The organism is Variovorax boronicumulans (assembly GCF_040544675.1).
GTDB lineage: Bacteria > Pseudomonadota > Gammaproteobacteria > Burkholderiales > Burkholderiaceae_C > Variovorax > Variovorax boronicumulans_D.
Map to the genome: position 1 here is coordinate 151,145 of NZ_JBEPKK010000001.1, position 24,646 is coordinate 175,790.

Here is a 24,646-nt window from a genome sequence, read left to right on the forward strand (position 1 = left end):
GCGTGTCTCCGTTGTTGTGTGTCGTTGTCGCGCGCGCCGGATGGCCGATGCGCATCGTAGCGGCACAATCGTTCGACCCAACACCCCAGATCAAGCCGCATGACCATCGAGATATCCAAGGAAGCGCGCCAGCAGGCGATCGCCTCGATCGAGCGCTACGTCAACGAGAACATGGACGAGAAGATCGGCAACATCGCCGCCGGCGCGCTGCTCGGCTTCTTCCTGGAGGAGGTCGGCCCCATCGTCTACAACAAGGCCGTAGCGGAGGTACAGGAGCGGCTGCAGTCGCGCATCTCGGAAGTCGATCTCGAGGTGCACGAGGACGAGTTCCAGTACTGGCGCAAGTTCGACAGGCAAAAGAAGGGCAAGTAGGCCCGGGCGTCGCGCGCATGCATCGCCGGCCGTTCAAAGATGCTTCCAAACGTTGCAGAATCTCAGGCCATGCAACACCAACGCCCGTTCGCCCGCTTCATGCCTTCTTGTTTCTCGTCGCTGCCGCGCACACTCGCCGTGCTGCCGCTCGTGCTGGCCGCCTCTTTCGCCACCGCCCAGCAGGAGCCGCCCTCGGCGTTCCCGCTGGACGCAGCCGGCTACCTGAACGAGGAACTGCCGCGCATGGAAGCCGCTGTCGCGGCGCGGGACCGCAGCTTCTTTCACGGCGCGATGGCGCGCACGGTGCAGTTCTCCGAGCGCTGGGGCTTCAAGGCCAAGGCCAACCCGGAGCTCGCGGCGTACGGGATGTGCACCTCGGCGGTGATGGACTATGTGGTGGTGGGCATGTGCAGGCTCACGCCCGGCGACGAAGCCTGCGAACCGGGCCTGGCGCCACGTTTCGATGCCAATGTGCGGCAATGCCGCGAGGTGGCGGCGCGAAAATAGCCGTTCCGCTTTCCAGCAAAGCCCAACGAAGAAAAAGAAGTCCTCGCTCTCCGGGGCCAGGGCGGAGACACCATGGACTATTCCCGCTACCAGACCCTCGCCATCACCCGCCGCGGCACCCACGGCGCGGTGCTCGACATCCAGATGCGCGCCGCCAACGGCAAGCTGCCCACGGCGGGCCATGACAGCCACCGCGAGCTCGCCGAGATCTGGCGCGACGTGTCGGCCGACGACACGGTGCGCTGTGCGGTGCTGCGGGGCGAGGGGATGGGCTTCTCGGGCGGCGGCGACCTCGCGATGGTGCAGGACATGACCACCGACGACGCGGTGCGCCAGCGCGTGTGGCAAGAAGCGCGCGACCTCGTCTACAACATCATCAACTGCGACAAGCCCATCGTGAGCGCGATGCACGGCCCGGCCGTGGGTGCGGGGCTGGTGGCGGGGCTTCTGGCCGACATTTCGATTGCCACGAAGAACGCGAAGATCGTCGACGGCCACACGCGACTGGGCGTGGCGGCGGGCGACCATGCGGCCATCGTCTGGCCGCTCCTGTGCGGCATGGCCAAGGCCAAGTACCACCTGTTGTTGTGTGAGCCGGTGAGCGGCGAGGAGGCCGAGCGCATCGGCCTGGTGTCGCTCGCGGTGGACGAGGCCGACCTGCTGCCGCGTGCCTACGAAGTGGCCGACCGGCTCGCGGCCGGCAGCCAGAGCGCGATCCGCCTGACCAAGTACGCGCTCAACAACTGGCTGCGCCAGGCCGGGCCGACCTTCGACGCCTCGCTGGCGCTCGAATTCATGGGCTTCGCCGGCGCCGACGTGCGCGAGGGCGTGGCGTCGCTGCGCGAACGGCGCGCGCCGAACTTCGGCTGAGGAGCGGGCCTCAGGCTTTGCGCAGGCCCTGCAGGGTCTGGAGCAAGACGACGCGCGTCTGCCCCAGCACCATGCCCTTCCACTCGTCGTTGTCGCAATAGAACGCATCGCGCAGTCCCTGGCGGATTTCGCGCTTCTGCGCATCCGGCGCCTCGGGGTGGCGGCGCAGCCAGGTGTCGGCGCGCAGGCGGGTCAGCACCTCGCCGTCGGGCAGAGTGCCGAATTCCAGGCCCATGGGCGCGATGCTCGCGTTGGGGCATTCGTCGTACGCGATGGACACCACCGGCCCCGACACGTCGGCCGAAGCCGAGTCGCCGGCAAAGGGCGCGAACACGTCGGCGCCCCACCAGGCATGTGCCTGCGCCAGATCGGCCGGCGTGTTGCGGCCCGGATAGATCTTTTCGCCGTGGCCGTAGGGGCCGAGGCCGGTGTGGATGTCGATCCAGCCGATGTGCGTGGCCGATGCCGCGTACTTGCGCAGGATCGCGCGCATCGTGCCGTTGCTCCACGACGGCGCGGTGCCGCCGTAGAACAGGCCGTCTGGCGACACGTACTGGCCCTTGGTGACGGCGGCGCGGAAGGCGCGCATGCCGTGCTTGTCGACGTAGGCGGCCACGGCGGCTTCATCGGCGGGCGTCGGCGGCCAGGTGGCGGTCAGCACCAGCGGCTCGACATTGGCGTATTCGGCGTTCACCGGCAGCGGCGCGCTGAAATCGATGTGGTTGCGGTTCAGGTCGATGTTGTCTTCGTTGGTGCGGTGCAGGTGCGAAAAGCCGTGCGGATTGACCGCGTGCACCAGCAGCAGCGCGACGCCGGCCTGTTCGAGCCGCGCGAGCAGGTCGGCGTCGTGCAGCGTCGCTACCTGTGCGCCCGAGCCGCAGAAGCCTTCGGGGCCGTGCGTGCCCGAGGTGACGAGCAAGAGCTTCTTCGCGTCCTTCGCGCCGATGAGTGCCACGTCGGTGGCCAGTTCTTCGCCGAGCGCGCCGCGGTGTGCGGGATGCACGAACGATTCGACGGCCGCGCTGCGCTGGGCGGCGGCGTCGAGAAACTTGGCGCGCGCTTCGACGTACGTGCCCGAAAAATGACGGGTGGCGGCGGTGGGTTGTGTTTGCATGGAGATTTCTTTTCCGTGAGGTAGGGGGATGTCGGTCAGCCCGCCGCGTGCGCGCCCGCGGCGTCGATGTCGCGGCCCGTATGGTCTCGCAGCCAGATCAGCCCCAGCATGGAGACCACCGTCATCCCCACCAGATACCAGGCCGGCGCCAGCTTGCTGCCTGTGGCGTTGACCAGCCAGGTGCTGATGAAGGGCGCGAAGCCGCCAAAGAGTGCCACGCCCACGCTGTACACCAGCGACATGCCGCTCGCGCGAACCCGCTTGGGGAACATCTCCGGCAGCATCGTGATGCCGGGCACGGTCTGCACCACGAGGCCGATGCTGAACACGCCCAGCACGGTGAACAGCACCAGCGGCGTCGGCGAGGCATTGAGCCAAAGGAAGCCCGGGTAGATCAACACCGCGAGCGCCACGCGGCTCCACACGATCAGCGGCTTGCGGCCCACGCGGTCCGACAGGGTGCCAACGAAGGGCGCGAGCGCGAACGAGATCAACCCGGTGAGCGCCGCGCCGAACAGCGCCACCGCGGGCGTGAGGCCGAGCTCGCGCACCGCATAGGTCGGCATGTAGAAGGTCACGACATACGCCGCCGTGGTGCCGCCGACGATCGAGAGCACGGCCGCCAGCACTGTCTTGCCGTGCTGCGTGCAGACGATCTTCAGGCTGCTTTCGCGCGGCGCGGCGGCTTCTTCGGGCGAGATGTGCAGCGATTCTTCGAGATGGCGGCGGATGTACATGCCCACCGGCGCAATCAGCATGCCGATGACGAAGGGCACGCGCCAGCCCCAGCTCTGCATGGCTTCGGGCGTGAGCGAGAAGGTCAGCGCGCCCACGACCACGGCACCCATCATCACGCCCAGGCCCTGGCTTGCGAACTGCCAGCTCGCCATGTAGCCGCGATTGGCGGGCGTGGCGTGCTCCACCAGCAGCGTGGTGGACGCGCCCACTTCACCGCCGGCCGAGAAGCCCTGGATCAGCCGCGCCAGCACGATCACGATGGGCGCCGCGACGCCGATGGCCGCGTAGGTGGGCGTGAAGGCGATGAGCGCGCAGCCCAGCGCCATCAAGAAGATGGTGAGCGTCATCGCCTTCTTGCGGCCCGCGCGGTCGGCGTACGCGCCGATCACGATGCCGCCCAGCGGCCGCATGATGAAGCCGACGCCGAAGCTCGCCACCGTCAGCAGCAGCTGGCCGTACGAATTGAAAGTCGGGAAGAACAGCTTGCCGATCACCAGCGCCAGGAAGCCATAGACCGTGAAATCGAAGAATTCCAGCCCGTTGCCGATGGTCGTCGCGACGATGGTCTGACGCCGGCGGTCGGACGGGGACTGCGTGCTCGGGATGCTCATGTCTCTCCAGTGGGTGCGCTTGTGATGTTTGCTGAATGTCTGGCGGCAAGTCGCTGGACCGCGGCGGATGCTAGAGACTCGCTGCTGTCATGAAAAGACAATAATTGGGCGATAGCGATAACTTTTGGTTGTCATGAAAGTCCTTCGATGAAACCCAACCAGCTGCACGCTTTCGTGGCAGTGGTCGAGCAGATGAGCATCCGCGCCGCCGCGCGCGTGCTGGGGCTGTCGCAGCCGGCGGTGACCAAGATCGTGCGCGAGCTGGAGCGCGAGGTCGGCGCGCCGCTGGTGGAGCGCAGCGTCAAGGGCGTGCGGCTCACCGATTTCGGCAAGGCCTTTGCGCCCCGCGCGCGGCTGCTGCTGGCCGACATGCAACGCGCCCGCGACGAGATCGCGCAGATCCGCGACGGCGCCACCGGTTCGGTGTCGATGGCCGTGAGCGCCTCGTTCGCGCTCACCGTGCTGCCCGCGGCGTTCAAGGACTTCCACACCCGCCTGCCCGCGGTCGACGTGCAGTTCAGCGAGGCCGTGCTGCCGTGGATGCTCGCGCGGCTGCGCGACGGCTATCTGGACTTTGCGGTCGCCCACGTGGTGCCCGGAACGCTCGATGCGCAGTTCGAGGCGGTCGAGCTGTTTCCGGTGCAACTGGTGGTGGGCATGCGCGAGCGCCATCCGCTGCGGGGCGCGCGTTCGCTGCACGACCTGTACGGCGGCGAATGGATCCTGCCGGGCGACGACCACGGTGGGCGCGATGCGGTGTCGCCGCTCTTCACACCGCTGGGCCTGCCGCCGCCGGCACGCATCATCCAGGGGCAGTCGGTGACGGTGGCGCTGGGGCTGGTCGGGCACATGGACCTGATCGGCCTGTTCGTCGAACCGCTGGTGAAGCTGACCTTCAAGCGGCATGGCATCCGCAGGGTCGACGTGGCGGAGTCGCTGCCGATGCTGAACGTGTGCGTGGTGCGGCGCCGCGGGCAACTGACGACGCCTGCGGCGCAGAACTTCATCGAGTGCATCCAGCGGGCGTCGGCGGCGGCGATGGCCGTTTAGCGTTGCCAATCAGGCGGGAAATCGATGCCCGTCTCGCCCGCCTTCCAGGGTGCGTACTTGTGCATGGCGCGCGCGAACACATCGCAGGCGAGCCAGCCGGACAGCCAGGACTGCAAGCGGGGCCAGGGCTGCGCATCGAACCAAGCCATGTCGACCATCGCGAACTGCCGCACGAAGGGCATGAGCGCGGCATCGGCCAGGGTGGCGTGCGCGCCGGCCAGATGGGCCGAGACCGAAAGCCTGGATTCGAGCCCGCGCAGGAACATCGCACCGCGTTCGCGCGCCGCGCCTTCCGCTTCGGCGAATCGGCCGGGGTACTTGTAGCGGTCCAGCTGCGGCTTGAAATCGTTGTCGCACAGGGCGACCAGCGCCAGCATGTCGTCCAGCGTGCCAACCTCGGGCTGCAGCCAGCGCAGCGGGTCATTGCGCCGCAGGGCCCACAGCATCACGTCCAGGCTCTGTTCGATCACCGTGCCCTCGGCCGTCACCAGCACGGGCACGGTGCCCTTGGGCGAGGCGGCCAGCATCTCGGCGGGCTTGTCGCGCAGCACGATCTCGCGCAACTCGCAGGGCGCACCGCCCGCAACCAGCGCAAGCCGCGCCCGCATCGCATAGGGGCAGCGGCGGAACGAATAGAGAACGGGGAGGGCGGTGGTGATGGCGGACGTCATGCGAGCGGACGATTTTCGGTCACGGCGAGGCGCTCGCGCCGGCCCGGGTTTTTCAACACAATGGGCCATGGCCGAACGCCTTTTCCTCCGCCTCGACGAAGACCCGCTGCATGGGCGGGAGTCGAGCACGCCCGCCGGCACGCTGCGGGCGTTTGCCGTGCGTGCGGCGCTGCAGGCGCATGTGTCGCACATCCTGCTGTATCGCGAGACCTTCGCGCACGGGCATGAGGTGCGCGAACGCGTGCTGCCCGACGGTGCGGTGCGCCTGGTCTTCAACCTCGGCGACGCGCCCTCGGCAGGCGAGGGCGCCGGGCAGCCGGTGGAAGCGATCGGCGCCTCGGCCGCGCCGGTGGTGGTGCGCATGCGGCGGAAGGTCGAGGGGCTGTCGGTCACGCTGCGGCCCGGCGCCGCGACGGCCCTGCTGGGCGTGCCGGCGGGCGAGATCGCGGGGCAGGTCGTTCATCTGGACCGGCTCTGGCAAGGCGATGCCGGCCGGCTTCTGTCGCGCATGGCCGAGGCGCCGGACGACGCGGCCCGCGCGGCCCTGCTGGAAGCCGCCCTGGCGCAGCGCTTGCGCGACAGCGGCGATGAACGGGGCCGCGTGCATGCCGCCGCGATGCATGCGGCCCGGCTGATCTCCGCATCCGGCGGCAGGCAGCCGCTGCGCGACGTGGCGGCTGCCGTGGGTGTGGGCGAGCGGCGGTTGCAGCAGCTTTTTGGGGCGCACGTCGGCCTGTCGCCGCGCACCTGGGCACGGCTCGCGCGGCTGCATGGGTGCCTGCGCGCGTTGAGGCTGCAGCCCGCGCCGGCCTGGGCGAACGTGGCGCTCGAAAGCGGCTTCTACGACCAGTCGCACCTGGTCAACGAATTCCGTGCGCTGTGCGGCGTCACGCCGACCGAATTTCTGGGCCGTGCGGTTTCGGGTTCTTCCAAGACGGCGGCTTGACCGCAGCCTATCGTGGGCGGGCATCCAGCCAACCCGATTGAAGAAGGAACCACGATGACGCAGAACGACAACACGAATCCGCTGAAGGGCCCGAAGAGCCTGGAGGGGCACGTTGCCGTGGTCACCGGCGCCAGCCGCGGCGCGGGCCGGGGCATTGCGGTGGAACTGGGCGCTGCCGGTGCCACGGTGTATGTCACCGGCCGCAGCACCCGCGAGAAGCCCGCGGACAGCTACGGCCAGATCCTGGCCCTGTCGGAGATGCAGGCGGTGCCCGGCACCATCGACGACACCGCGGAGGAGGTCACGCGCATGGGCGGCCGCGGCATCGCCGTGCGCTGCGACCACACCCGCGAAGACGAAGTGAAGGCGCTGTTCGATCGCGTCGAGCGCGAGGCGGGCCGGCTCGACCTGCTCGTGAACAACGCCTGGGGCGGCCACGAGACCTTCAACGGCGTGTTCGAGGCGCCTTTCTGGGAGCACCCGCTCGCGAACTGGGATTCGATGTTCGACCGCGGCGTGCGCAACCACCTGCTGGCCAGCCGCTTCGCCGCGCCGCTGATGGTGCGCCGACAGCGCGGGCTGATCGTGGCCACCACCTTCTGGGACCGCGACCGCTACATGAAGGGCAACCTCTTCTACGACCTCGCCAAGGCTGCGATGACGCGGCTGGCCTTCGGCATGGCGCAAGACCTGAAGCCCCACGGCGTCGCTTCCATCGCCGTGTCGCCGGGCTGGATGCGCACCGAGTTCGTGCTGGCCGGGCACAAGACCGACGAGGCGCACTGGCAGGAGCGGCCGGCGCTGGCGGCCACCGAATCGCCGCGCTACCTGGGCCGCGCGGTCGCGGCGCTGGCGGGCGATGCGAAGGTGCTGGAGAAAACCGGCGTGGTGCTGCGCGTGGGCGACCTGGCGCGGGAATACGGCTTTACCGACATCGACGGGCGGCAGGTCGAGGCTTTCGAGATGCCGGCGATGTAGCGGGACGGCGGGGTTGCACCAAGTGCAACCGTGTTGCGCCCCATTCCTATAATGCAATGCTGTTGCATCTATAGAAAGCGCACACCCCCATGAACACCGGCCTTTCCTCACGTCTCCCCGTTACCGTTCTTTCCGGCTTCCTCGGCGCGGGCAAGACCACCTTGCTCAACCACATCCTGCACAACCGCGAAGGCCGGCGCGTGGCGGTCATCGTCAACGACATGAGCGAGGTCAACATCGACGCCGCGCTGGTGCGGGGCGGCGGCGCCGAGCTTTCGCGCACCGACGAAAAACTGGTCGAGATGAGCAACGGCTGCATCTGCTGCACGCTGCGCGAAGACCTGCTGATCGAGGTGGGGCGCCTGGCGAAGGAAGGGCGCTTCGACCAGCTCGTGATCGAGTCGACCGGCATCTCCGAGCCCTTGCCCGTGGCCGAAACATTCACCTTCGCGGGCGAAGACGGCAAGAGCCTGGCCGATGTGGCGCGGCTGGACACCATGGTCACGGTGGTCGACGCCTTCAACTTCCTGCGCGACTACGGCTCGCCCGATAGTCTGGGCCAGCGCGGCCAGTCGCTGGGCGACGAGGACACGCGCACGGTGGTCGACCTGCTGATCGAGCAGATCGAGTTCTGCGACGTGCTGGTGGTCAACAAGACCGACCTGGTCACGCGCGAGGAGCGCGAGCGGCTCATGGCCATCCTGCACAGCCTGAACCCGCGCGCCCGCATCGAGGTGTCGGAGTTCGGCCGCGTCGCGCTGGACCGCGTGCTCGATACCGGCCTCTTCGATTTCGAGCAGGCCGAGCAGGCGCCGGGCTGGCTGGCCGAGCTGCGCGGCGAGCATGTGCCCGAAAGCGAGGCATACGGCATCCGCAGCTTCGTCTACCGCTCGCGCCTGCCTTTTCATCCCCAGCGCTTCTGGGACCTGGTGCAGAGCGAGTGGGAAGGCGTGGTGCGCTCCAAGGGCTTCTTCTGGCTCGCGAGCCGGGCCACGCGCGCGGGGTCGTGGTCGCAGGCCGGCGGGGCTTGCCGCTACGGCGCGGCGGGCTTCTGGTGGGCGGCGGTGCCGCGCGAGCACTGGCCGACCGACGACGATGCACTGGACCTCATCCGCAAGAATTGGGACCCCGCCACCGGCGATGCGCGGCAGGAACTGGTGCTGATCGGCATCGGGATGGACGAGGCCGCCCTGCGCGCGCAACTCGATGCCTGCCTGCTCACCGAGGAAGAGATGCGCTACGGCGCCTCGTGGTGGCAGAACCTGCCCGACCCGTTCCCGTCCTGGAACGTCTGATCGGGCCTATCGTGCGCAGTCGCCGCAGGTGCCGTGCAGGGTGAGCGCGGATTGGCGGGTGTCGATGCCCTGCTTGCGCAGCGCCCGCCCGAGCCGGCCCATCACCTTGGGCAGTTCGGGATCCGACGGCAGCGCCAGCACCTTGTGGCACTGGTCGCATTCGAAGGTGTTGCCCGACGCGGTTTCCACATGCAGCGCGAAGCGGTTGACGCGGTCGGCGCCCACACGGCGATCGCACAGGCCCACATCGACGAGGCGGTCGAGCACGCGGTAGATGGTCACCCGGTCGGGCGCCTCGCCCGTGGCGGTGGTGTAGGCCGCGGCCACTTCGTCATGCGTCAGGGGTTGCGAGGTGTGCCGGAGCAGCTCCAGCACGGTCCGGGCGGCGCGCGTCACGCGCAAGCCGCTCTCGCGCAGCATGGCTTCACTGTCGAAGGCAGCGGCGGCTGCAAGCGGGGGCTTCGGGTGCGGTGTGGTGGTCTTCATGCGAAACGCGATTGTGTTGCATCCCGGCGCCATTTGCGCTGCGCACGGGCAAATGGTTACCCGGCTAACGCGCGGTCCTTGCGAGTGCCTTGGCGAATTCCGAAACGTCTCCGTCGCGGCACACCTCGGCGGCCAGCGGCGAATGGCCGCCCGCCACCGCCACAAGGGCCATCGCTTTCTTCGGACAAAGGCCCAGGCAGGTGCATTCGACGACGCGGAGGCGCCCGGGCATGTGGGCGAGGTCGCGCTTGAGTTCCTTGCGGACCTGCCTGGCCTTGAGCCGGGTGGGGCCGTTGCTGCGTTCTTCGCAATCGCCGCAGACCAGCACCACGCCGGACAACTTGGTTTCGACCAGGGGAGGGGATGGGCTCACGCGGGGTTCCTTTGTTCCTTCGGTTCGGCACCATCTTGGTCGGGATGGCGCGGCCCGCAAGTCAGCCAACCGCTCGAATGCGCTAAGGTCCGGCCATCCCTGTCCTCGACTTACCCTGCCCGACCATGTCCCGTCTTCCGATCGAAATAGAAACCGCGCCCCATCCCACCGCCACGGTGATCCTGATGCACGGCCTGGGTGCCGATGGCAACGACTTCTTGCCGATCGCCAACGAGCTCGACCTCTCCAGCGTGGGCCCGGTGCGCTTCGTGTTCCCCAACGCGCCGGTCATTCCCGTGACCATCAACGGCGGCTACCAGATGCCGGCCTGGTACGACATCGCCGTGGCCGACCTGGCCGCGCGCGAGGACGAAGCGGGCCTGCGCCGCTCGCAGGCCACCATCGAGGCGCTGATCGCCAATGAAAAGGCCCGTGGCATCGCCGCGAACCGCATCGTGGTGGCCGGTTTTTCCCAGGGCTGCGCGATGGCGCTCATGACCGGGCTGCGCCACACCGAGCGCCTGGCCGGCATCGTCGGCCTCTCGGGTTACCTGCCGATTGCCGCCACCACCGCGGCCGAGCGCCATGCGGCCAACCACGAGACGCCGGTTTTCCTGGCCCATGGCCGGCAAGACCCGGTGGTGCCCCTTGCGGCCGCCCTTCAATCGCGCGACGCGCTCGCGGCGCTGGGTCATGCCGTCGAATGGCACGAGTACACGATGGCGCATTCGGTCTGCATGGAAGAAATCGCCGACCTCAACCGGTTCCTGCTGCGCGTGCTGGGCTGAACGGGCCGCCGTCAGCTATCAAAAAAGTAGCGCGCCGCAGGACTGCAAACCGAGGGATTCCCTGCACAAGCAGCGCCCGCGCGCCCGTGCTACCTTCCAGCCCCTCAGAAGATTGATGGGCCATAACAATATGAGCAACAGATTGCAGGAGAGGTTGGGTGCAATTTCAACCGCACGCCTCCAGGGCATGCGACGCGGCATCGAGAAGGAAAGCCTGCGCGCGCTGCCCGACGGCAAGCTCGCGCTGACGCCCCACCCCACGGCGCTGGGCTCCGCGCTCACGCATCCGCACATCACGACCGACTTCAGCGAATCGCAGCTCGAATTGATCACGGGCGTGCACGCCGGCGTCGAAGCGGCGCTCGAAGAGCTCACCCGGGTTCACCAGTTCACGTATCGCGTGCTCGACCAACTGGGCGACGAGCGCCTGTGGGTGTCCAGCATGCCCTGCGGCCTGCCCACGGACGAAACCATCCCCATCGGCCGCTACGGCTCGTCGAACGTGGGCCGCGCCAAGAGCGTCTACCGCATGGGCCTGAGCCACCGCTACGGCCGCCGCATGCAGACCATTTCGGGCATTCACTACAACTGGTCGCTGCCCGAGGTGTCCAGCGAACAGTACTTCGCGCTGATCCGCAACTTCCGCCGCCACGCCTTCCTGCTGCTGTACCTGTTCGGCGCCTCGCCGGCGCTGTGTTCGAGCTTTGTCGCGGGCCGCCCGCACGAGCTGCAGCCGCTCGGCGACGGCAGCATGTTCATGCCGCACGGCACCTCGCTGCGCATGGGCCGCCTGGGCTACCAGAGCGACGCGCAGGCCTCGCTGGCCGTGAGCTACAACAGCCTGGAAGGCTACGGCGCCTCGCTGCAGGACGCGCTCACCCGCCCTTGGCCCGGCTACGAGGCCATCGGCATCCGCAACCTGGGCGGCGACTACAACCAGCTGGGCACCAGCCTGCTGCAGATCGAGAACGAGTTCTACGGCACCATCCGCCCCAAGCGCGTGATCAACCCCGGCGAGCGCCCGCTGCATGCGCTGCGCGAGCGCGGCGTGGAGTACGTCGAAGTGCGGCTCATGGACCTGGACCCCTTCGAAACCGTCGGCATCAATGCGCAGACCATGCGCTTCATCGACGTGTTCCTGCTGCATTGCCTGCTGAGCGACAGCCCGGACGACACCCCGCAGGAAATCGCCGACCTGGCCCACAACCAGCACCTCACCGCCGCGCGCGGCCGCGAGCCGGGCCTGCTTCTGGCGCGCGGCGGCAGCGAAGTGACGTTGACCGCCTGGGGCATGGAGCTCGTCGAGGAGTGCCTGCCGCTGGCCGCCGCGCTCGATGCGGCGCAGGGCGGCACGCTGCACGCCGACGCGGTGAAGGCCGCCCGGGCCGCGCTGCAGAACCCCGACAGCCTGCCCTCGGCCCGCGTGCTCGCGGCGATCGAGCAGCAGCACGGCAACTCCTTCGTCGGCTTCGTGCGCGCGCAGTCCGAACAGACCCGCGCCGCGCTGCTGGCCTTGCCGTTCTCGGCCGAGCAGCAGGCCGGGTTCGAGCGCATGACCGCCGAGTCGATCGAGGCGCAGAAGCGCATCGAGGCGGCCGACTCCATGCCCTTCGAGATCTACCGCGAGCAGTACGTCTCGCCCGCGCGTCTGGGCATGACCCGCAGCCGTATGGCCGTCGCGGCCTAAGGGCCAGCGAAAGCCTGGAGCCGAGTGCTGGGCGACGGGCCTTCGCCGCCCGCAGACGACAGGCGTGCTGGCGTATGGCCTACAGCCATTGGCCTGCATGGCTCACCGCGCACCGGCTCGGCGCTGCGAGGATGGCTCCATGCACCTCGCAAGCCCGCACCCCGCCAGTCCAGATCCATCGGTTTTCCCATGACTTTCAAGGCCTACCTTGTCGAGGACAGTCCCATGATCCGCGACAACCTCGTTGGATTTTTGCAGGACGTGGTCGACGCCGAGGTCGTGGCCTCCGCGAGTACCGAGGACGAAGCCGTGACCTGGCTGCACCAGCACCGCGACGAGTGGGACCTGGCCATCGTCGATCTCTTCCTCAAGCGCGGCAACGGCCTGGGCGTGATCAACGCCTGCCGCAACCGCGCACCGCACCAGAAGGTGGTGGTGCTCAGCAACTACGCCACGGCCGACATGCGCGATCGCTCGGCCCAGCTCGGCGCCGATGCCTTTTTCGACAAATCCGCCGAGCTCGATCAGCTGGTGGCGTACTGCGCCGCCATGCGCCCACCGACGCACTGACGTGCCGGTACACCGGTGACGCGCCGGTGACTGTGCATGCGCCTGCGCAGGGACGCGCCGGGCTTTTATGGGGTAAAACGCCACGCTGCCGCACAGCGGCAGGGCCCGGAACATCCCCAACGAAAGCAGAGCAGAGACACCCATGAGCAGCAGCAACTCCATCGATTTCAAGGGCCGCGTGGCCATCGTCACCGGCGCGGGCGGGGGCCTGGGCCGCCAGCATGCACTGGCCCTGGCGGCGCGCGGCGCCAGGGTCGTGGTGAACGACCTGGGCGGCGCGCGCGACGGCTCCGGTGGCTCGGTGAGTGCCGCACAGGCGGTGGTCGACGAGATCCAGGCCGCCGGCGGCGAGGCCATTGCCAACGGCGCATCCGTCACCGACTTCGGGGCGGTGCAGGCGATGGTGCAGCAGGCCGTCGATGCCTGGGGCCGCGTCGACATCCTGGTCAACAACGCCGGCATCCTGCGCGACAAGAGCTTTGCCAAGATGGAAGTCGCCGACTTCAAGCTGGTGGTCGACGTGCACCTGATGGGCGCGGTGAACTGCACCAAGGCCGTCTGGGCGCTTATGAATCAGCAGAAGTACGGCCGCATCGTGATGACGACCTCGTCGTCGGGCCTGTACGGCAACTTCGGCCAGAGCAACTACGGCGCCGCCAAGCTTGCGCTGGTGGGCCTGATGCAGACCCTGAGCATCGAGGGCGCCAAGAACGACATTCGCGTCAACTGCCTGGCACCCACCGCGGCCACCCGCATGACGGAGGACCTGTTCCCCCAGGACATGCTCGAAGCCTTCCGGCCCGAGGCCGTGGTGCCTGCGATGCTGGTGCTGGCCTCGCAGGATGCGCCCAACCGCACCGTGCTCTGCGCCGGTGCCGGTGTGTTCGAAGCGGCGCACATCACGCTGACGCAGGGCGCGTGGCTGGGCAGCGGCCCGGACGCCGCCGAGCAACTGGCCGCGCGGCTGGCCGATGTGACTTCGCGCGTGGACGAGTCCGTGCCGCAGAGCGGCGCCGCTCAAGGTAGCAACGAGGTTGCGAAGGCGATCGCCGGGAGGGGCTAAGGGGGGGGGAGCGGGGGCGGGCAGCCTGACCGGGGCGCTGCCGGAAAGCGGCCGACCCCTTCAGATCTTCAGAGAAATGCTCTGACGCTTATTCGGCGACGAAGCTGCCGTCCTTGCGGATCGAATCGCGGTCGCGGTGGTTGTTCAGGCGGCCCAGCGTGCTGTCGAGCAGTCGCTTGAGCTTGTCGGCTGCGCCGCGGAAGGCCTCGTCGAGCGTGTTGGCGTGCTGTGTCACGGCCAGCGGTTTGTGATGCGCCAGGCGGGCTTCCATCACGCAGCGCTTGTCGCCAGCGCTGGCCTTGTCGTGGTTCTCGTCGCTCAAGTGCACCTCGACGCGCGTCACGTCCGCGACGAAGCGGGCGAGGTGCTGCTTGATCTCCGTGTCGGCCCAGCGCTCCAGGGTGTCCTTGTTCTCGATGCCGTTGCTCGTGTTGACCTGAATCTGCATGCAATGCCTTTGCTGAATAGATGAACGAAGACCCACTGTGCGCCCTGAAGCGCTACACCGTGCGTAGGTCTATTCCCTACCCACGCGCCGGGCAGGGTCCGAAATGCGGCGATGCGATGCAAAACAGGGGCGGGCGGGACGCGGGCTCAGCCCTGGATGTAGGTGGTCAGCTGCTCGATGGTGGTTTCGTGGTCGCTGATGATGTCGTCCATCAAGTCCTGGATGGAGATCATGCCGACCACCCGGTCGCCGTCCACCACCGGCAGGTGGCGAAACTTGCGCTGGCTCATGAGCGTCATGCAGGCACGGGTGCGGGTCTGGGGCGTGACGGTCATCACATCGGGCGTCATGATCTCCGAGACCTTCATCTCCTTGGAGTTCTTGCCCTGCAGCGCAACCTTGCGGGTGTAGTCGCGTTCGGAAAGAAAACCCACGAGCTTTTCGCCGTCCATCACCATGAGGGCGCCCACCTCGAAATGGGCCAGCGTGGCCAGCGCATCGAACACGCTGGTGTCGGGCGAGGTGCGCCAGGCGGCGGAGTCGTGGCGCTTGAGCAGTTCAGAGACGGGTTTCATCGCGGTAACTCCACAAAAAGTTCTTGATTCATACCGGCGCGCGAAGCGCCGCACTCGGTCAAATCATAGGGGCGTACTCGGCCCGCGCGGTGCATAACCCTCCAGGAAATTGCGCGCGGATCGGCGTTCGAGAACTTAAGGCGTCGGGGCCGGCACGCGGTTGAGCGCCACCGGGGTCGCCGATGGCCATGAGCACCTGCTCGCGCGTCGTGCCTGCGACGACGATGTGCGTGCCTTGCTGTTCGCGAAGGCAAAATGGGTGTCGGCAGCTATCGAAAAGATAGCGTCCAGCCACCATTCAGGTTCAGCGGCCACAATGCGTGCCCGGCCCTCTGGGCCGACCCACTCCCAGTTCTGCAGACAGCGCGAAGAAAGAGCATCCATCGATGGCGATCCAGTGGTTCCCCGGTCACATGTACACCACCCAGAAGGCCATCACCGAGCGGGTGAAGGACATCGACGTGGTCATCGAGCTGCTCGACGCGCGCCTGCCGGGCTCCAGCGCCAACCCGATGCTGGCCGAGCTCACCGCCGGCCGGCCGACCCTCAAGGTGCTCAACAAGCAGGACCTGGCCGACCCCGAGCGCACGAAGCTCTGGCTTGCGCACTACAACGCGCTGCCCGCCACCCGCGCCATCGGGCTCGATGCAAGCCTGACCACGCCGGCGCAGCAGATCGTCAAGGCCTGCCACGAACTCTCGCCCAACCGCGGTGGCATGGCCAAGCCGATGCGCGTCTTGATCTGCGGCATTCCGAACGTGGGCAAGTCCACGCTCATCAACACCCTCACCGGCGGGCGCAAGGCCAAGACCGGCGACGAGGCCGGCATCACCAAGCTGGAGCAGCGCATCACGCTGGCCGACGACTTCTACCTGTGGGATACGCCCGGCATGCTGTGGCCGCGCATCGTGGTGCCCAAGAGCGGCTACAACCTGGCCGCCAGCGGCGCGGTGGGGCGCAACGCCTTCGACGAGGAAGAGGTGGCGCTGGAACTGCTCGGCTACCTCAAGACGCACTACGCGGGGGGCATTTCCGCGCGCTTCAAGCTGGTCGAGCTCGACGCCGCCACCATCGCCGCCATGAAGGACGAGGACGTGCTCGACACCATCGGCCGCAAGCGCGGTGCGCTGCTGGGCAAGGGCCGGGTCAACCTGCAGAAGGCAGCCGAGATCGTGATGCACGAATTTCGCGCGGGCAACCTCGGGCGCATCACGCTCGAGACGCCCGAAGAGTTCGCGCAGTGGCTGGCCGAAGGGCAACGCATCGACGCCGAACGCGCGGCGAAGAAGGCGGCGCGCGGCAAGAAGAGCAAGCCGAAGCCCGAGGCCGCGCCCGAACAGGACGCGTGAAACCGAGGGGCCGCCGTGTCTTCGAGCCATGCATGGACACAGACGCTCTCGCGTCGCTTCCCTGAACTGGAGTCCGCCGCGCTGGCCACGCTGGCCGGCCAGGCGCATCGCGTGGCGCTGGACGCCAATGCCACGCTGCTTGCGGCCGGCGCGCCCTGGCAGCACGCCTTCTGGGTCGAGCAGGGGTTGCTGCGGCTTTTCTACATTGACAGCGAAGGCCGTGAGTCGAACAAGAATTTCCACGCGGAGGACGCGTTCATCTGGCCTGTGACCGATGTGCTGCGGCGCGAGCCCGCGGCTTTCTTCATCGCGGCGCTGGGGCCGGCCACGGTCTGGTGTCTTCCGTACGCCGCGCTCGATTCTTCGGTGGCGCGCCTGCCGTCGTGGACCGCGCTGCAGCTGCACGCGCTGGCCGGATTGCTCGACGACAAGATGCGACGCGAGCAGGTCTTTCTTCAGTGCACCGCGCGCGAGCGCTACGAAGCCCTGCTGCGCGAACGGCCCGAGTGGGTGCGGCGCATTCCGCTGAGGCACCTCGCGTCGTACCTGGGGATGACCGACGTCTCGCTGTCGCGGCTGCGCGCCGGCATGAAACTTATCGACGGTTAAGGCGCGCCGCCCAGGACGCTGGAACAGTGGGGGTTTTTCCAGAGGCGCGCCATGTTCCGCTTTTCATCGACCGCGCTGCAACTCGGCCTGCACGGTCTCGCGATTTTCTGGCTGGGCCTGATGGCCGGCTTTTTCTGGGCCTACAGCGCCAATGTCAACTTCGCGACGCAGCAGATGGACGGCAGCACCTATGCGCTGGTGCAGTCGAGCCTGAACCGCAACGTGCGGCATGCGATGTTCTTCAGCTTTTTCTTCGGCCCGCCGGTGTTCTGCGCGCTCGCCATGCTCGCGGCCTGGCCTCAGTGGCGCGCGCGCTGGTGGTGGTGCCTGGGGTCGGCCGGCGTGCTGTATGCGCTGGGGATCGTGGTGTTCACCGCGCAGGTCAACCTGCCGCTGAACGCGTACACCGAGTCGTGGGACCCGCGCGCGTTGCCCTCCGACTGGGCGCAGACGCGCGAGCGATGGAATGCCGCGAACCTGTGGCGCGCCGTGGCCAGCGCGGCGGCGTTTGCGCTGGCGCTGTTCGCCTTGCCCGCGCGGGCCTTCGGGGCGATTGGCCCCCAGCGCTGACCGGAAGGGGCTCGCCCACTATCATCGAAACATGCAACGTCTCACGCGCCAGCGCAACGCCGTTTTCTCCGCTTTCAGCGACGCCGGTCGGGTACTGACCGCGCCGCAGATACTCGAACATGCGCGGGCCATCGTGCCCGAGATCAGCCTGTCTACCGTGTACCGCCAGGTCTCGCTGCTGCTGGCCGACGGCGAGATCGCCAAGGTCGAACTGCCGGGAGAGCCGGCGCGCTACGAAGTGGCGTGCAGGGCCGATGCGCACAGCCATTCGCAGCCCGGCGGTGAGGCGGCCGAGAAAACCGATCACCACCATCACTACTTTCATTGCTCCGGCTGCGGCCAGGTGTTCATGCTGCACGCCTGCCCGGGACCGATGACCGACCTGGCGCCCAAGGGTTTTGAGGTCAGGAGCCATGAGGTGACGCTGCACGGGCTGTGCGCGGCGTGCGTTGCCGCGGACAGGAAGAAGAGCGCGCGCCACGCGCACTGAACGCCCGGCTGCAGGCCGAGGTCTGCTGGCCGTCAGCTTTTCGATGTTATTGAGAATTGATTATCAATAACGTATAGTCGCGGGTCCGAACTTTCTCGATTGACCCGCATGCAAGTCCTCTCCTCGCTCAAGGAAGCCAAGAAGCGTCACCGCGATTGCCAGGTGGTGACGCGTCGCGGCCGCACCTACGTGATCTGCAAATCCAACCCGCGCTTCAAGGCGCGGCAGGGCGGCGCGAAGAACAAGCACAAGCGTTGAACGCACGCCGACCACGAGTTCGGCTTTACGCCCGACCACAAGGTCGGCGCTCCCCAGTTCGTTGAGGCTGAGCTGCTCGAAGCCGGGCGTCGGGACAGACGGCCCGTAGGCCAACCGATAGCGAACGCCGGTGCGGTGATTCCCACCGCCCCTCCAGCCAAAAAACAAAACCACATCGGCGCACCCGCGCCGCCAGAGGCCTGCGCGCGTCTCTTTCTCTCCAACCGGAATCTCCTCCATGCTCCGAGCCATCGGCCTCACCAAACAGTACGGAACGCACACGGCGCTGGACCGTCTGGACCTCGATATCCGCGGCGGCGACATCTACTGCCTGCTGGGCGCGAACGGCGCGGGCAAGACGACGACCATCAACCTGTTCCTGAACTTCATCGCGCCCAGCGGCGGCACGGTGGAGATCAACGGTGTGGACGTCACGCGCCATCCGGTCGCAACCAAGCAGGACGTGGCATACATCCCCGAGCAGGTCACGCTGTACGGCACGCTCTCGGGCCTGGAGAACCTGCGCTTCTTCGCCGGCCTTGCGCTGGGCCGCGAGCTGCCGCGCGAGCGCCTGCTCGCGCTGATGACCGAGGTGGGCCTGGACCACGCGGCCGCAGACAAGCGCGTTTCCGCTTATTCCAAGGGCATGCGGCAGAAGGTGTGGATCGCGGTCGCGCTGGCCAAGGAGGCCAAGGCGCTGCTGCTCGACGAACCGACCTCGGGGCTGGACCCGCACGCCGCCGCCGAGTTCTCCGACCTGCTGCGCCGCGCCGCCGACAAGGGCGTGGCGGTGCTCACCACCACGCACGACCTCTTCCATGCGCAGCAGACGGCCACCCGCGTGGGCATCATGAAGCGCGGGCGCCTCGTCGAAAGCCTGGACGGGGAAGCGCAAATTGCGCGCACCGACCTGCAGTCGCTCTACCTCCAGCACATGAGAGCCTGAGCATGTTGCTGCTGAACTGGATCGCAAGACGCGAATTTCTCGAACGCCTGCGCGACGGCCGCCTGTATTGGGCCGGCGGGCTCGTCGTGGTGCTGCTGTTCACCGCACTGGCCGTGGGCTGGGCCCACCAGCAGGGCGCCCACGCCGAACAGACCGCCGCACAGGCGATGGACTACCGCGACTGGCTGCACCAGGACAAGCGCCATCCGCACGACGCCGCCCACCAGGGCATGCACGCCTTCAAGCCCGAGCCGCCGCTGTCGATGGTCGATGCGGGCATCAACCCCTTCATCGGCAGCACCGTGTGGCTGCAGGCGCACCGCCAGAGCGAGGTGAAGTTCAACGCCGCGCAAGACGCGACCGGGCTGCAGCGCTTCGGCAACCTTTCGGTGGGCTGGATTCTTCAGGTGCTGGGGCCGTTGCTGGTGATCGTGCTGGGCTTCAACGCATTTGCCGGTGAGCGCGAGCAGGGCATCCTGCGCCAGACGCTGAGCCTGGGCGTGGCGCCGCTGCGGCTGCTGGCCGGCAAGGCGCTCGCGCTCGCGGCCTCGCTGGCCGTGCTGCTGGTGCCCGCCGCCATCGTCGCGGCCGTTGCGGTGGCTGCCGGCGCGGAGCACGGCGGGCGGATCGACGCGCTGCTGCGCCTGGCCGCCTGGGCATTCGGCTATGCGGTGTACCTGGGCATCTTCGTGTTCGGGGTGCTGGGCGTGTCGGCGCTGTCGTCCACCTCGCGCATGGCGATCACCGTGCTGCTGGCGCTGTGGATCGCGCAGGCGGTGATGGCGCCGCGCGTGCTCTCCGAGCTCTCGCGCACCTGGTTCCCGAGCCCCACGCGGCTGGAATTCAACCAGCAACTCGGCGCGGAGCTCAAGGCCGTGTCCAACAAGGTCTGGCAGGACAACTTCGGCACCACCGAACGCTGGGGCCGCGACGTGCCCCTCAGCAAGTGGGGCATTGCGCTGCGCCTGGACGACCAGGCCTCGTACGCGGTGTACGACCGCCACTACGGGCGCTTGTGGGACACCTGGGAGCGGCAGCAGAAGGTGCAGGAGTGGAGCGGCCTGGTGATGCCGCTCCTGGCGATCCGCAGCTTCTCGATGGGCATGGCCGGCACCGACTTCTCGCACCACCGCAGCTTCACGACCGCGGCCGAACTGCATCGCCGCAACATCCAGGACCTGATGAGCCAGGACCTGGTGGCGCATGCCGACCCGCTGGGCGACCGCCATTTTTCCTACCAGGCAACGCCCGATCTCTGGGCCACCGTGCCGCCATTCGACTACCACCCGCCCGGCGTGGGGTGGGCGCTGCTGCACCAGGCGCGCAGCCTTGCCGTGCTGTGCGTGGGCCTGCTGCTTGCGGCGGCGTTCGCGGCCTTCGCCACCTTGCGCCAGCGCGCGCTCTGAGGGGCGATGAACCCCATGACCTCCATTCATCCTCCCCAGCCTCCACAACCCCATCAGGGCCGCCGCCTGCTGGCCGTGATGCGCCAGGAAGTGCGCCTGATGCTCGCCGAGCGCGGCCTCTGGGTCGTCGGCGCGCTGTTTCTGCTGCTCGTGGCCTACGCGCTGGGCAACGGCCTCGTGCAGACGGCCAAGCGCGATCGCGCACAGGCCGCCGTGGCAGAGGCCGACCGCGACACCCGCGCGGGTCAGCGCGTGCAGCTCGAAGCCATCCTTGCCGGCACCGCGCAGCCCACCCCCTTCGAGAACCCGGCCGATCCCTCGCGCATGGCGAGCGGCTACGGTGGGCAGCACACGCTGCTGCCGACCGCGCCGCTGGGCCCGGTCGCGCTGGGGCAGAGCGATCTCTTCCCCAGCCAGTACAAGGTCACGAACCAGAGCCGCGTGGTGTTCATGAACCCCAGCGACATCGAGAACCCCTGGCACCTGCTGAGCGGGCATTTCGACCTGGCCTTCGTCATCGTCTACCTGCTGCCGCTGCTGATCTTTGCGCTCAGCTACAACCTGCTGTCGGCGGAGCGCGAGAACGGCACCTTGCGGCTGCTGCTCTCGCAGCCGCTGCGCCTGCGCACGCTGCTGGCGGGCAAGCTCACGGTGCGGGCCGCGGTGCTGCTGGGGCCGGCCGTGCTGCTGCCGGTGGCGGTGCTGTGGATCTCGCGCCATGCGGGGCTCGCCGGCATGTCCGGTGCCATGGGCAGCGCCACGCTGTGGTGGGCGCTGCTGGTGGGTGCCTATGCGCTCTTCTGGTTTGCGCTCGTGGTGGCGGTCAACGCGTTCGGCGCCTCGTCGGCCACCAACGCGATGGTGCTGGTGATCGCGTGGGTCATGCTGGTGCTGGTTGCGCCGGTGCTGCTGAACCTGGCCGTCACCCGGGCGGCCCCCGCGCCTTCGCGCACCGAGCTCGCCACACGCCAGCGCGTGGTCACGGCCGAGGCGATGAAGCGCCACCAGGACCTGCTGGGTACCGAGTACCAGCATGTGGGCCGCGGCGCCATCCTGGTGCCGCGCAACGGCAAGATCGAAATCGCCGGCCGCGCGCTGGCCAACTACAACATCGAGCGCGAAGTCGACGACGCGATCCGCCCGGCGCTGGCCCGCTTCGACGCGCAGCAGGCGCGACAGCAGCAACTGCTGGGCCGTTTCAGCGCGGTGTCGCCCGCGGCGGTGGCCTACGAAGGCATGACCGCGCTGGCGGGTAACGGCGCACGCCGCCATGCGCGCTTCGAGGCGCAGACGGTCGCGCACCACGAGGCCTGGAAGGCCTTCTTCTTTCCGCGCATCGACGCGCGGGAAGCGCTCACGCCGCCCGACCTCGACCGCATTCCCGCCTTCACCTGGCAGGAAGAGCCCGCCGGCCTCGTGCGCAATCAGGCTGTGCTCGCCGTGCTGCAACTGCTGGTGCCCAGCCTGCTGCTGTTCGGCCTTGCCGCATGGCGGCTGCGCCGCTTCTCGGTGGCCTAGGCCGTCGCGCCGCATTCCTGCTTTTCGGTTTCCTTCATCAGTTCAACCAAGTCTTCCAATGATCCAGTTCACCCGCACGGCCATGGCGGTGGCCGCCGTCACGGCGTTCCAGGCCGCCTACGCACAAAACAGCAGCAGCACCACCGGCAACCAGGCCGAGTTGGGCACCGTCACCATCGAAGGCAGCCGCGACGCCAACAGCCTGCACCTGGAAGATTCGAGCGGCAGTGCCTCGCGCCTGGGCCTCTCGGTGCGCGAGACGCCGGCCTCGGTCGAGATCCTCTCGCAGGACGCCATCCAGCAGCGCGGCGCGCGCACTTTCAGCGAGGCTCTGCGCGGCATGGCGGGCCTGTCCGGCGGCGGCCCGCCGTCCTCGCCGACCACGCTTTCCACGCGCGGCTTCAGCAGCCTGATGTACCTCTACGACGGCGTTCGCAGCTCCGGCGCGGGCGTGGTCAACCGCGTGCAGGACACCTGGAACTACGACCGCATCGAAGTGCTCAAGGGCCCGGCCTCGGTGCTCGACGGCGAGGGCGCCATCGGCGGCGTCGTCAACTTCGTGACCAAGCGGCCCGACCGCAGCAACCCGCACAAGGAGGCCCTGCTTTCCTACGGCAGCTACGGCTCCACGCGCGCGGCCTTCGGCTTCGGCGGCGCGCTCGGCGATGCCAGCGCCTACCGCATCGACTACAGCCGCAACGACAGCAAGGTCGGCACCATCGACCGCAACGGCGAGCGCATCGACCACTTCACCAGCGGCCTCTCGGTCGACTTCGGCGGCTCGGTGAAGCTGGACCTGTCGTTCGACTACCTGCGCGACGACAACGACGCCTACTGGGGCACACCGCTCGTGCCGCGCAGCTTCGCCACGCAGCCGACGAACGTGGTGAGCACCCCCGACGGCCGCGTGATCGACCGGCGCATGACGCGCACCAACTACAACGTGCTGGACGACGACAACGCGTCGGAAACCTACTGGCTGCGCGCGCGCCTCACGGGCCAGCTGGACGGCGGATGGTCGTGGCGCAATGAGTTCTCGGCCAACAAGTCGAACCGCGTGTTCCGCAATTCGGAGAGCGCCACCTTCGTGGCACCCGCGAGCATCGCGCGCGACCAGACGCTGATCACGCACGACCAGGATTTCTGGCTCGACCGCATCGACGCCACGCACAAGGGCACCATCGCCGGCATGAGCAACCGCTTCGTGGTCGGCGGCGAATACAGCGAGACGCGCTTCGGCAGCCAGCGCCGCTTTTCGAACGGCAGCGCCAGCACCGCAAACCGGCTGCGGGTGCCGGTGTTCGACCCTTACGTGGGCTTCTTCAACGACGACCCGGCGCTCAGCGTGGGCGGCGGCAACCGGACCGACATGAACACCAAGGTGCGGGTCAGCTCGCTCTTCGTGGAAGACGCGCTCAAGCCGATCCGCAACCTCACGCTGGTCGGCGGCCTGCGCCACGACCGCACCGAGGTGGACCGTTCCATCACCGACCTCAACCTGGGCAGCAACACCCGCTTCGGCAGCAGCTACCGATCGACCTCCAGCCGCATCGGGGCGGTGTACGACCTGACGCCAGCGTCGAGCATCTACGCGCAGTACACCAACGCCACGCTGCCGGTGGGCTCGCTCTTCCTCCTGTCGGCGTCGAACGCGGGCTTCCCGATGTCGCGCGGCAAGCAGGCCGAGGTCGGCTTCAAGCAGAGCCTGCCCGCGGCGAATCTCGAATGGACCGCGGCGGCCTACAAGATCGAGCTCGACAACGTGCTGTCGCGCGACCCGAACAACGCGGCCAGCACGGTGAACAACGGGCGCCAGTCGTCGCGCGGGCTGGAACTGTCGGCGGTATGGAAGCCCACCCGCGAATGGACGCTCGCGGGCAACCTCGCGGCGCTCGATGCGCGCTTCGACACGCTCGTGGAGGCAGGCAACGTCTCGCGCGTGGGCAAAACGCCGCCGAACGTGCCCGAGCGCGTGGCCAACGTCTTTGCGACCTACCGGCCCGACGGCTCCAGGTTCGAATACCTTGTGTCGCTGAACCGCACCGGCCACATGTTCACCGACACCGCCAACCAGATTCGCATCAACGGCTACACCACCATGGATGCGGCCGTGAGCTACCGGTTGCAGAACGCGCTGTTGAGTTTTCGTGTGCGCAACTTGACCGACAAGCTCTACGCGACCTGGGTCGGGCGCGCCACCAGCCAGGTGCTGCTGGCGCCGCGCCGCACCTTCGAGGTTTCGGCCAAGTTCGACTTCTGAACGCCCGATGCCCTGATTGATGCGGGCGCGCGTGCAAACCGGGTGACCCGGTCTGCTGTCGCCAATGCAGCCGCAACGCCGTCGCCGGTCACCCGCGC

Annotated in this window: 27 protein-coding genes; 20 read left to right on the forward strand and 7 right to left on the reverse strand. The window is 68.1% G+C overall.

Features of this window, described 5'->3' with window-relative positions; translation table 11 throughout:
• Nucleotides 1–99 precede the first annotated feature (99 nt).
• The 3 genes from ABIC90_RS00660 to ABIC90_RS00670 all read left to right on the forward strand — a co-directional run bounded on the left by ABIC90_RS00660 (nt 100) and on the right by ABIC90_RS00670 (nt 1,749).
• A complete protein-coding gene (locus ABIC90_RS00660) occupies nt 100–372 on the forward strand; it encodes a DUF2164 domain-containing protein (RefSeq protein ID WP_354352112.1) in 273 nt (90 codons plus the stop codon).
• Nucleotides 373–441: 69 nt separating this feature from the next.
• Entirely contained in the window at nt 442–879 is a 438-nt protein-coding gene (locus tag ABIC90_RS00665) for a hypothetical protein (RefSeq protein ID WP_354352113.1), read from the forward strand.
• Nucleotides 880–951: 72 nt separating this feature from the next.
• Entirely contained in the window at nt 952–1,749 is a 798-nt protein-coding gene (locus ABIC90_RS00670) for an enoyl-CoA hydratase/isomerase family protein (RefSeq protein ID WP_354352114.1), read from the forward strand.
• Nucleotides 1,750–1,759: 10 nt separating this feature from the next.
• On the opposite strand, the gene ABIC90_RS00675 is transcribed toward ABIC90_RS00670, so the two are convergent.
• Together ABIC90_RS00675 and ABIC90_RS00680 are read right to left on the reverse strand one after the other, a co-directional pair.
• Nucleotides 1,760–2,863, reverse strand: coding sequence for a M14 family metallopeptidase (locus ABIC90_RS00675; RefSeq protein WP_354352115.1), 1,104 nt, complete (start codon nt 2,861–2,863; stop codon nt 1,760–1,762).
• A 35-nt stretch (nt 2,864–2,898) separates the two neighbouring features.
• Complete coding sequence (locus ABIC90_RS00680) at nt 2,899–4,212, reverse strand: MFS transporter (RefSeq protein ID WP_354352116.1); 1,314 nt, start codon at nt 4,210–4,212, stop codon at nt 2,899–2,901.
• A gap of 147 nt (nt 4,213–4,359) precedes the next feature.
• On the opposite strand from ABIC90_RS00680, the gene ABIC90_RS00685 reads away from it, so the two are divergent.
• Nucleotides 4,360–5,262, forward strand: a complete 903-nt coding sequence (locus tag ABIC90_RS00685) for a LysR substrate-binding domain-containing protein (RefSeq protein WP_354352117.1) — start codon at nt 4,360–4,362, stop codon at nt 5,260–5,262.
• On the opposite strand, the gene ABIC90_RS00690 is transcribed toward ABIC90_RS00685, so the two are convergent.
• A complete protein-coding gene (locus tag ABIC90_RS00690) occupies nt 5,259–5,933 on the reverse strand; it encodes a glutathione S-transferase (RefSeq protein ID WP_354352118.1) in 675 nt (224 codons plus the stop codon). The two genes, ABIC90_RS00685 and ABIC90_RS00690, sit on opposite strands and share 4 nt — an antisense overlap.
• A 67-nt stretch (nt 5,934–6,000) precedes the next feature.
• On the opposite strand from ABIC90_RS00690, the gene ABIC90_RS00695 reads away from it, so the two are divergent.
• The 3 genes from ABIC90_RS00695 (at nt 6,001) to zigA (ending at nt 9,152) form a co-directional block, all read left to right on the forward strand.
• Nucleotides 6,001–6,879, forward strand: a complete 879-nt coding sequence (locus ABIC90_RS00695; protein WP_354352119.1) for a helix-turn-helix transcriptional regulator — start codon at nt 6,001–6,003, stop codon at nt 6,877–6,879.
• A gap of 54 nt (nt 6,880–6,933) precedes the next feature.
• Nucleotides 6,934–7,857 (forward strand): SDR family NAD(P)-dependent oxidoreductase, encoded by a 924-nt coding sequence (locus tag ABIC90_RS00700; protein WP_354352120.1) that lies wholly within the window; start codon nt 6,934–6,936, stop codon nt 7,855–7,857.
• Between the two features lie 89 nt (nt 7,858–7,946).
• Nucleotides 7,947–9,152 carry a zinc metallochaperone GTPase ZigA gene (gene zigA, locus ABIC90_RS00705; protein ID WP_354352121.1) on the forward strand — a complete coding sequence of 402 codons (1,206 nt, stop codon included), beginning with the start codon at nt 7,947–7,949 and terminating at the stop codon, nt 9,150–9,152.
• A 6-nt stretch (nt 9,153–9,158) separates the two neighbouring features.
• Here zigA and ABIC90_RS00710 read toward each other — a convergent pair whose 3' ends face one another.
• A complete protein-coding gene (locus ABIC90_RS00710; RefSeq protein WP_354352122.1) occupies nt 9,159–9,638 on the reverse strand; it encodes a Fur family transcriptional regulator in 480 nt (159 codons plus the stop codon).
• Nucleotides 9,639–9,702: 64 nt separating this feature from the next.
• Nucleotides 9,703–10,011, reverse strand: coding sequence for a hypothetical protein (locus tag ABIC90_RS00715; RefSeq protein ID WP_354352123.1), 309 nt, complete (start codon nt 10,009–10,011; stop codon nt 9,703–9,705).
• A gap of 125 nt (nt 10,012–10,136) precedes the next feature.
• On the opposite strand from ABIC90_RS00715, the gene ABIC90_RS00720 reads away from it, so the two are divergent.
• The 4 genes from ABIC90_RS00720 (at nt 10,137) to ABIC90_RS00735 (ending at nt 14,119) form a co-directional block, all read left to right on the forward strand.
• Complete coding sequence (locus tag ABIC90_RS00720) at nt 10,137–10,799, forward strand: alpha/beta hydrolase (protein ID WP_354352124.1); 663 nt, start codon at nt 10,137–10,139, stop codon at nt 10,797–10,799.
• A gap of 130 nt (nt 10,800–10,929) precedes the next feature.
• Entirely contained in the window at nt 10,930–12,486 is a 1,557-nt protein-coding gene (gene gshA / locus ABIC90_RS00725; protein ID WP_354352125.1) for a glutamate--cysteine ligase, read from the forward strand.
• Between the two features lie 189 nt (nt 12,487–12,675).
• Complete coding sequence (locus ABIC90_RS00730; RefSeq protein ID WP_354352126.1) at nt 12,676–13,056, forward strand: response regulator; 381 nt, start codon at nt 12,676–12,678, stop codon at nt 13,054–13,056.
• Nucleotides 13,057–13,198: 142 nt separating this feature from the next.
• Nucleotides 13,199–14,119, forward strand: coding sequence for an SDR family NAD(P)-dependent oxidoreductase (locus ABIC90_RS00735; protein ID WP_354352127.1), 921 nt, complete (start codon nt 13,199–13,201; stop codon nt 14,117–14,119).
• An 88-nt stretch (nt 14,120–14,207) separates the two neighbouring features.
• Here the strand turns inward: ABIC90_RS00735 and ABIC90_RS00740 are convergent, their stop codons facing one another.
• Nucleotides 14,208–14,567 carry an HPF/RaiA family ribosome-associated protein gene (locus ABIC90_RS00740; RefSeq protein WP_354352128.1) on the reverse strand — a complete coding sequence of 120 codons (360 nt, stop codon included), beginning with the start codon at nt 14,565–14,567 and terminating at the stop codon, nt 14,208–14,210.
• Between the two features lie 146 nt (nt 14,568–14,713).
• On the reverse strand, nt 14,714–15,142 hold the full coding sequence (locus tag ABIC90_RS00745; protein WP_354352129.1) for a CBS domain-containing protein: 429 nt from the start codon (nt 15,140–15,142) through the stop codon (nt 14,714–14,716).
• Between the two features lie 386 nt (nt 15,143–15,528).
• Between ABIC90_RS00745 and ylqF the strand changes: the two genes are divergently transcribed.
• From ylqF to ABIC90_RS00790, 9 genes are all read left to right on the forward strand, one after another.
• Nucleotides 15,529–16,491, forward strand: a complete 963-nt coding sequence (ylqF, locus tag ABIC90_RS00750; protein WP_354352130.1) for a ribosome biogenesis GTPase YlqF — start codon at nt 15,529–15,531, stop codon at nt 16,489–16,491.
• Between the two features lie 15 nt (nt 16,492–16,506).
• On the forward strand, nt 16,507–17,100 hold the full coding sequence (locus ABIC90_RS00755; RefSeq protein ID WP_354352131.1) for a Crp/Fnr family transcriptional regulator: 594 nt from the start codon (nt 16,507–16,509) through the stop codon (nt 17,098–17,100).
• 51 nt (nt 17,101–17,151) lie between these two features.
• Nucleotides 17,152–17,670, forward strand: a complete 519-nt coding sequence (locus ABIC90_RS00760; RefSeq protein WP_354352132.1) for a DUF1772 domain-containing protein — start codon at nt 17,152–17,154, stop codon at nt 17,668–17,670.
• 31 nt (nt 17,671–17,701) lie between these two features.
• Complete coding sequence (locus ABIC90_RS00765; RefSeq protein WP_354352133.1) at nt 17,702–18,160, forward strand: Fur family transcriptional regulator; 459 nt, start codon at nt 17,702–17,704, stop codon at nt 18,158–18,160.
• Nucleotides 18,161–18,268: 108 nt separating this feature from the next.
• The gene (gene ykgO / locus ABIC90_RS00770) at nt 18,269–18,418 is read left to right on the forward strand and encodes a type B 50S ribosomal protein L36 (RefSeq protein WP_125951190.1); all 150 of its coding nucleotides are present in this window, start codon (nt 18,269–18,271) and stop codon (nt 18,416–18,418) included.
• 238 nt (nt 18,419–18,656) lie between these two features.
• Entirely contained in the window at nt 18,657–19,364 is a 708-nt protein-coding gene (locus ABIC90_RS00775; protein WP_354352134.1) for an ABC transporter ATP-binding protein, read from the forward strand.
• A gap of 2 nt (nt 19,365–19,366) precedes the next feature.
• Nucleotides 19,367–20,770 (forward strand): ABC transporter permease subunit, encoded by a 1,404-nt coding sequence (locus ABIC90_RS00780; protein WP_354352135.1) that lies wholly within the window; start codon nt 19,367–19,369, stop codon nt 20,768–20,770.
• Between the two features lie 15 nt (nt 20,771–20,785).
• The gene (locus tag ABIC90_RS00785; protein ID WP_354352136.1) at nt 20,786–22,288 is read left to right on the forward strand and encodes an ABC transporter permease subunit; all 1,503 of its coding nucleotides are present in this window, start codon (nt 20,786–20,788) and stop codon (nt 22,286–22,288) included.
• A gap of 58 nt (nt 22,289–22,346) precedes the next feature.
• Nucleotides 22,347–24,548, forward strand: a complete 2,202-nt coding sequence (locus tag ABIC90_RS00790; RefSeq protein ID WP_354352137.1) for a TonB-dependent receptor — start codon at nt 22,347–22,349, stop codon at nt 24,546–24,548.
• Nucleotides 24,549–24,646 lie beyond the last annotated feature (98 nt).

What these genes read in the sequence shown, in the direction of transcription:
- ABIC90_RS00660 (WP_354352112.1), top strand. Translation starts at nt 100, where the DNA reads ATGACCATCGAGATATCCAAGGAAGCGCGCCAGCAGGCGATCGCCTCG.
- ABIC90_RS00665 (WP_354352113.1), top strand. Translation starts at nt 442, where the DNA reads ATGCAACACCAACGCCCGTTCGCCCGCTTCATGCCTTCTTGTTTCTCG.
- ABIC90_RS00670 (WP_354352114.1), top strand. Translation starts at nt 952, where the DNA reads ATGGACTATTCCCGCTACCAGACCCTCGCCATCACCCGCCGCGGCACC.
- ABIC90_RS00675 (WP_354352115.1), bottom strand. Translation starts at nt 2,863, where the DNA reads ATGCAAACACAACCCACCGCCGCCACCCGTCATTTTTCGGGCACGTAC.
- ABIC90_RS00680 (WP_354352116.1), bottom strand. Translation starts at nt 4,212, where the DNA reads ATGAGCATCCCGAGCACGCAGTCCCCGTCCGACCGCCGGCGTCAGACC.
- ABIC90_RS00685 (WP_354352117.1), top strand. Translation starts at nt 4,360, where the DNA reads ATGAAACCCAACCAGCTGCACGCTTTCGTGGCAGTGGTCGAGCAGATG.
- ABIC90_RS00690 (WP_354352118.1), bottom strand. Translation starts at nt 5,933, where the DNA reads ATGACGTCCGCCATCACCACCGCCCTCCCCGTTCTCTATTCGTTCCGC.
- ABIC90_RS00695 (WP_354352119.1), top strand. Translation starts at nt 6,001, where the DNA reads ATGGCCGAACGCCTTTTCCTCCGCCTCGACGAAGACCCGCTGCATGGG.
- ABIC90_RS00700 (WP_354352120.1), top strand. Translation starts at nt 6,934, where the DNA reads ATGACGCAGAACGACAACACGAATCCGCTGAAGGGCCCGAAGAGCCTG.
- zigA (WP_354352121.1), top strand. Translation starts at nt 7,947, where the DNA reads ATGAACACCGGCCTTTCCTCACGTCTCCCCGTTACCGTTCTTTCCGGC.
- ABIC90_RS00710 (WP_354352122.1), bottom strand. Translation starts at nt 9,638, where the DNA reads ATGAAGACCACCACACCGCACCCGAAGCCCCCGCTTGCAGCCGCCGCT.
- ABIC90_RS00720 (WP_354352124.1), top strand. Translation starts at nt 10,137, where the DNA reads ATGTCCCGTCTTCCGATCGAAATAGAAACCGCGCCCCATCCCACCGCC.
- gshA (WP_354352125.1), top strand. Translation starts at nt 10,930, where the DNA reads ATGAGCAACAGATTGCAGGAGAGGTTGGGTGCAATTTCAACCGCACGC.
- ABIC90_RS00730 (WP_354352126.1), top strand. Translation starts at nt 12,676, where the DNA reads ATGACTTTCAAGGCCTACCTTGTCGAGGACAGTCCCATGATCCGCGAC.
- ABIC90_RS00735 (WP_354352127.1), top strand. Translation starts at nt 13,199, where the DNA reads ATGAGCAGCAGCAACTCCATCGATTTCAAGGGCCGCGTGGCCATCGTC.
- ABIC90_RS00740 (WP_354352128.1), bottom strand. Translation starts at nt 14,567, where the DNA reads ATGCAGATTCAGGTCAACACGAGCAACGGCATCGAGAACAAGGACACC.
- ABIC90_RS00745 (WP_354352129.1), bottom strand. Translation starts at nt 15,142, where the DNA reads ATGAAACCCGTCTCTGAACTGCTCAAGCGCCACGACTCCGCCGCCTGG.
- ylqF (WP_354352130.1), top strand. Translation starts at nt 15,529, where the DNA reads ATGGCGATCCAGTGGTTCCCCGGTCACATGTACACCACCCAGAAGGCC.
- ABIC90_RS00760 (WP_354352132.1), top strand. Translation starts at nt 17,152, where the DNA reads ATGTTCCGCTTTTCATCGACCGCGCTGCAACTCGGCCTGCACGGTCTC.
- ABIC90_RS00765 (WP_354352133.1), top strand. Translation starts at nt 17,702, where the DNA reads ATGCAACGTCTCACGCGCCAGCGCAACGCCGTTTTCTCCGCTTTCAGC.
- ykgO (WP_125951190.1), top strand. Translation starts at nt 18,269, where the DNA reads ATGCAAGTCCTCTCCTCGCTCAAGGAAGCCAAGAAGCGTCACCGCGAT.
- ABIC90_RS00775 (WP_354352134.1), top strand. Translation starts at nt 18,657, where the DNA reads ATGCTCCGAGCCATCGGCCTCACCAAACAGTACGGAACGCACACGGCG.
- ABIC90_RS00780 (WP_354352135.1), top strand. Translation starts at nt 19,367, where the DNA reads ATGTTGCTGCTGAACTGGATCGCAAGACGCGAATTTCTCGAACGCCTG.
- ABIC90_RS00785 (WP_354352136.1), top strand. Translation starts at nt 20,786, where the DNA reads ATGACCTCCATTCATCCTCCCCAGCCTCCACAACCCCATCAGGGCCGC.
- ABIC90_RS00790 (WP_354352137.1), top strand. Translation starts at nt 22,347, where the DNA reads ATGATCCAGTTCACCCGCACGGCCATGGCGGTGGCCGCCGTCACGGCG.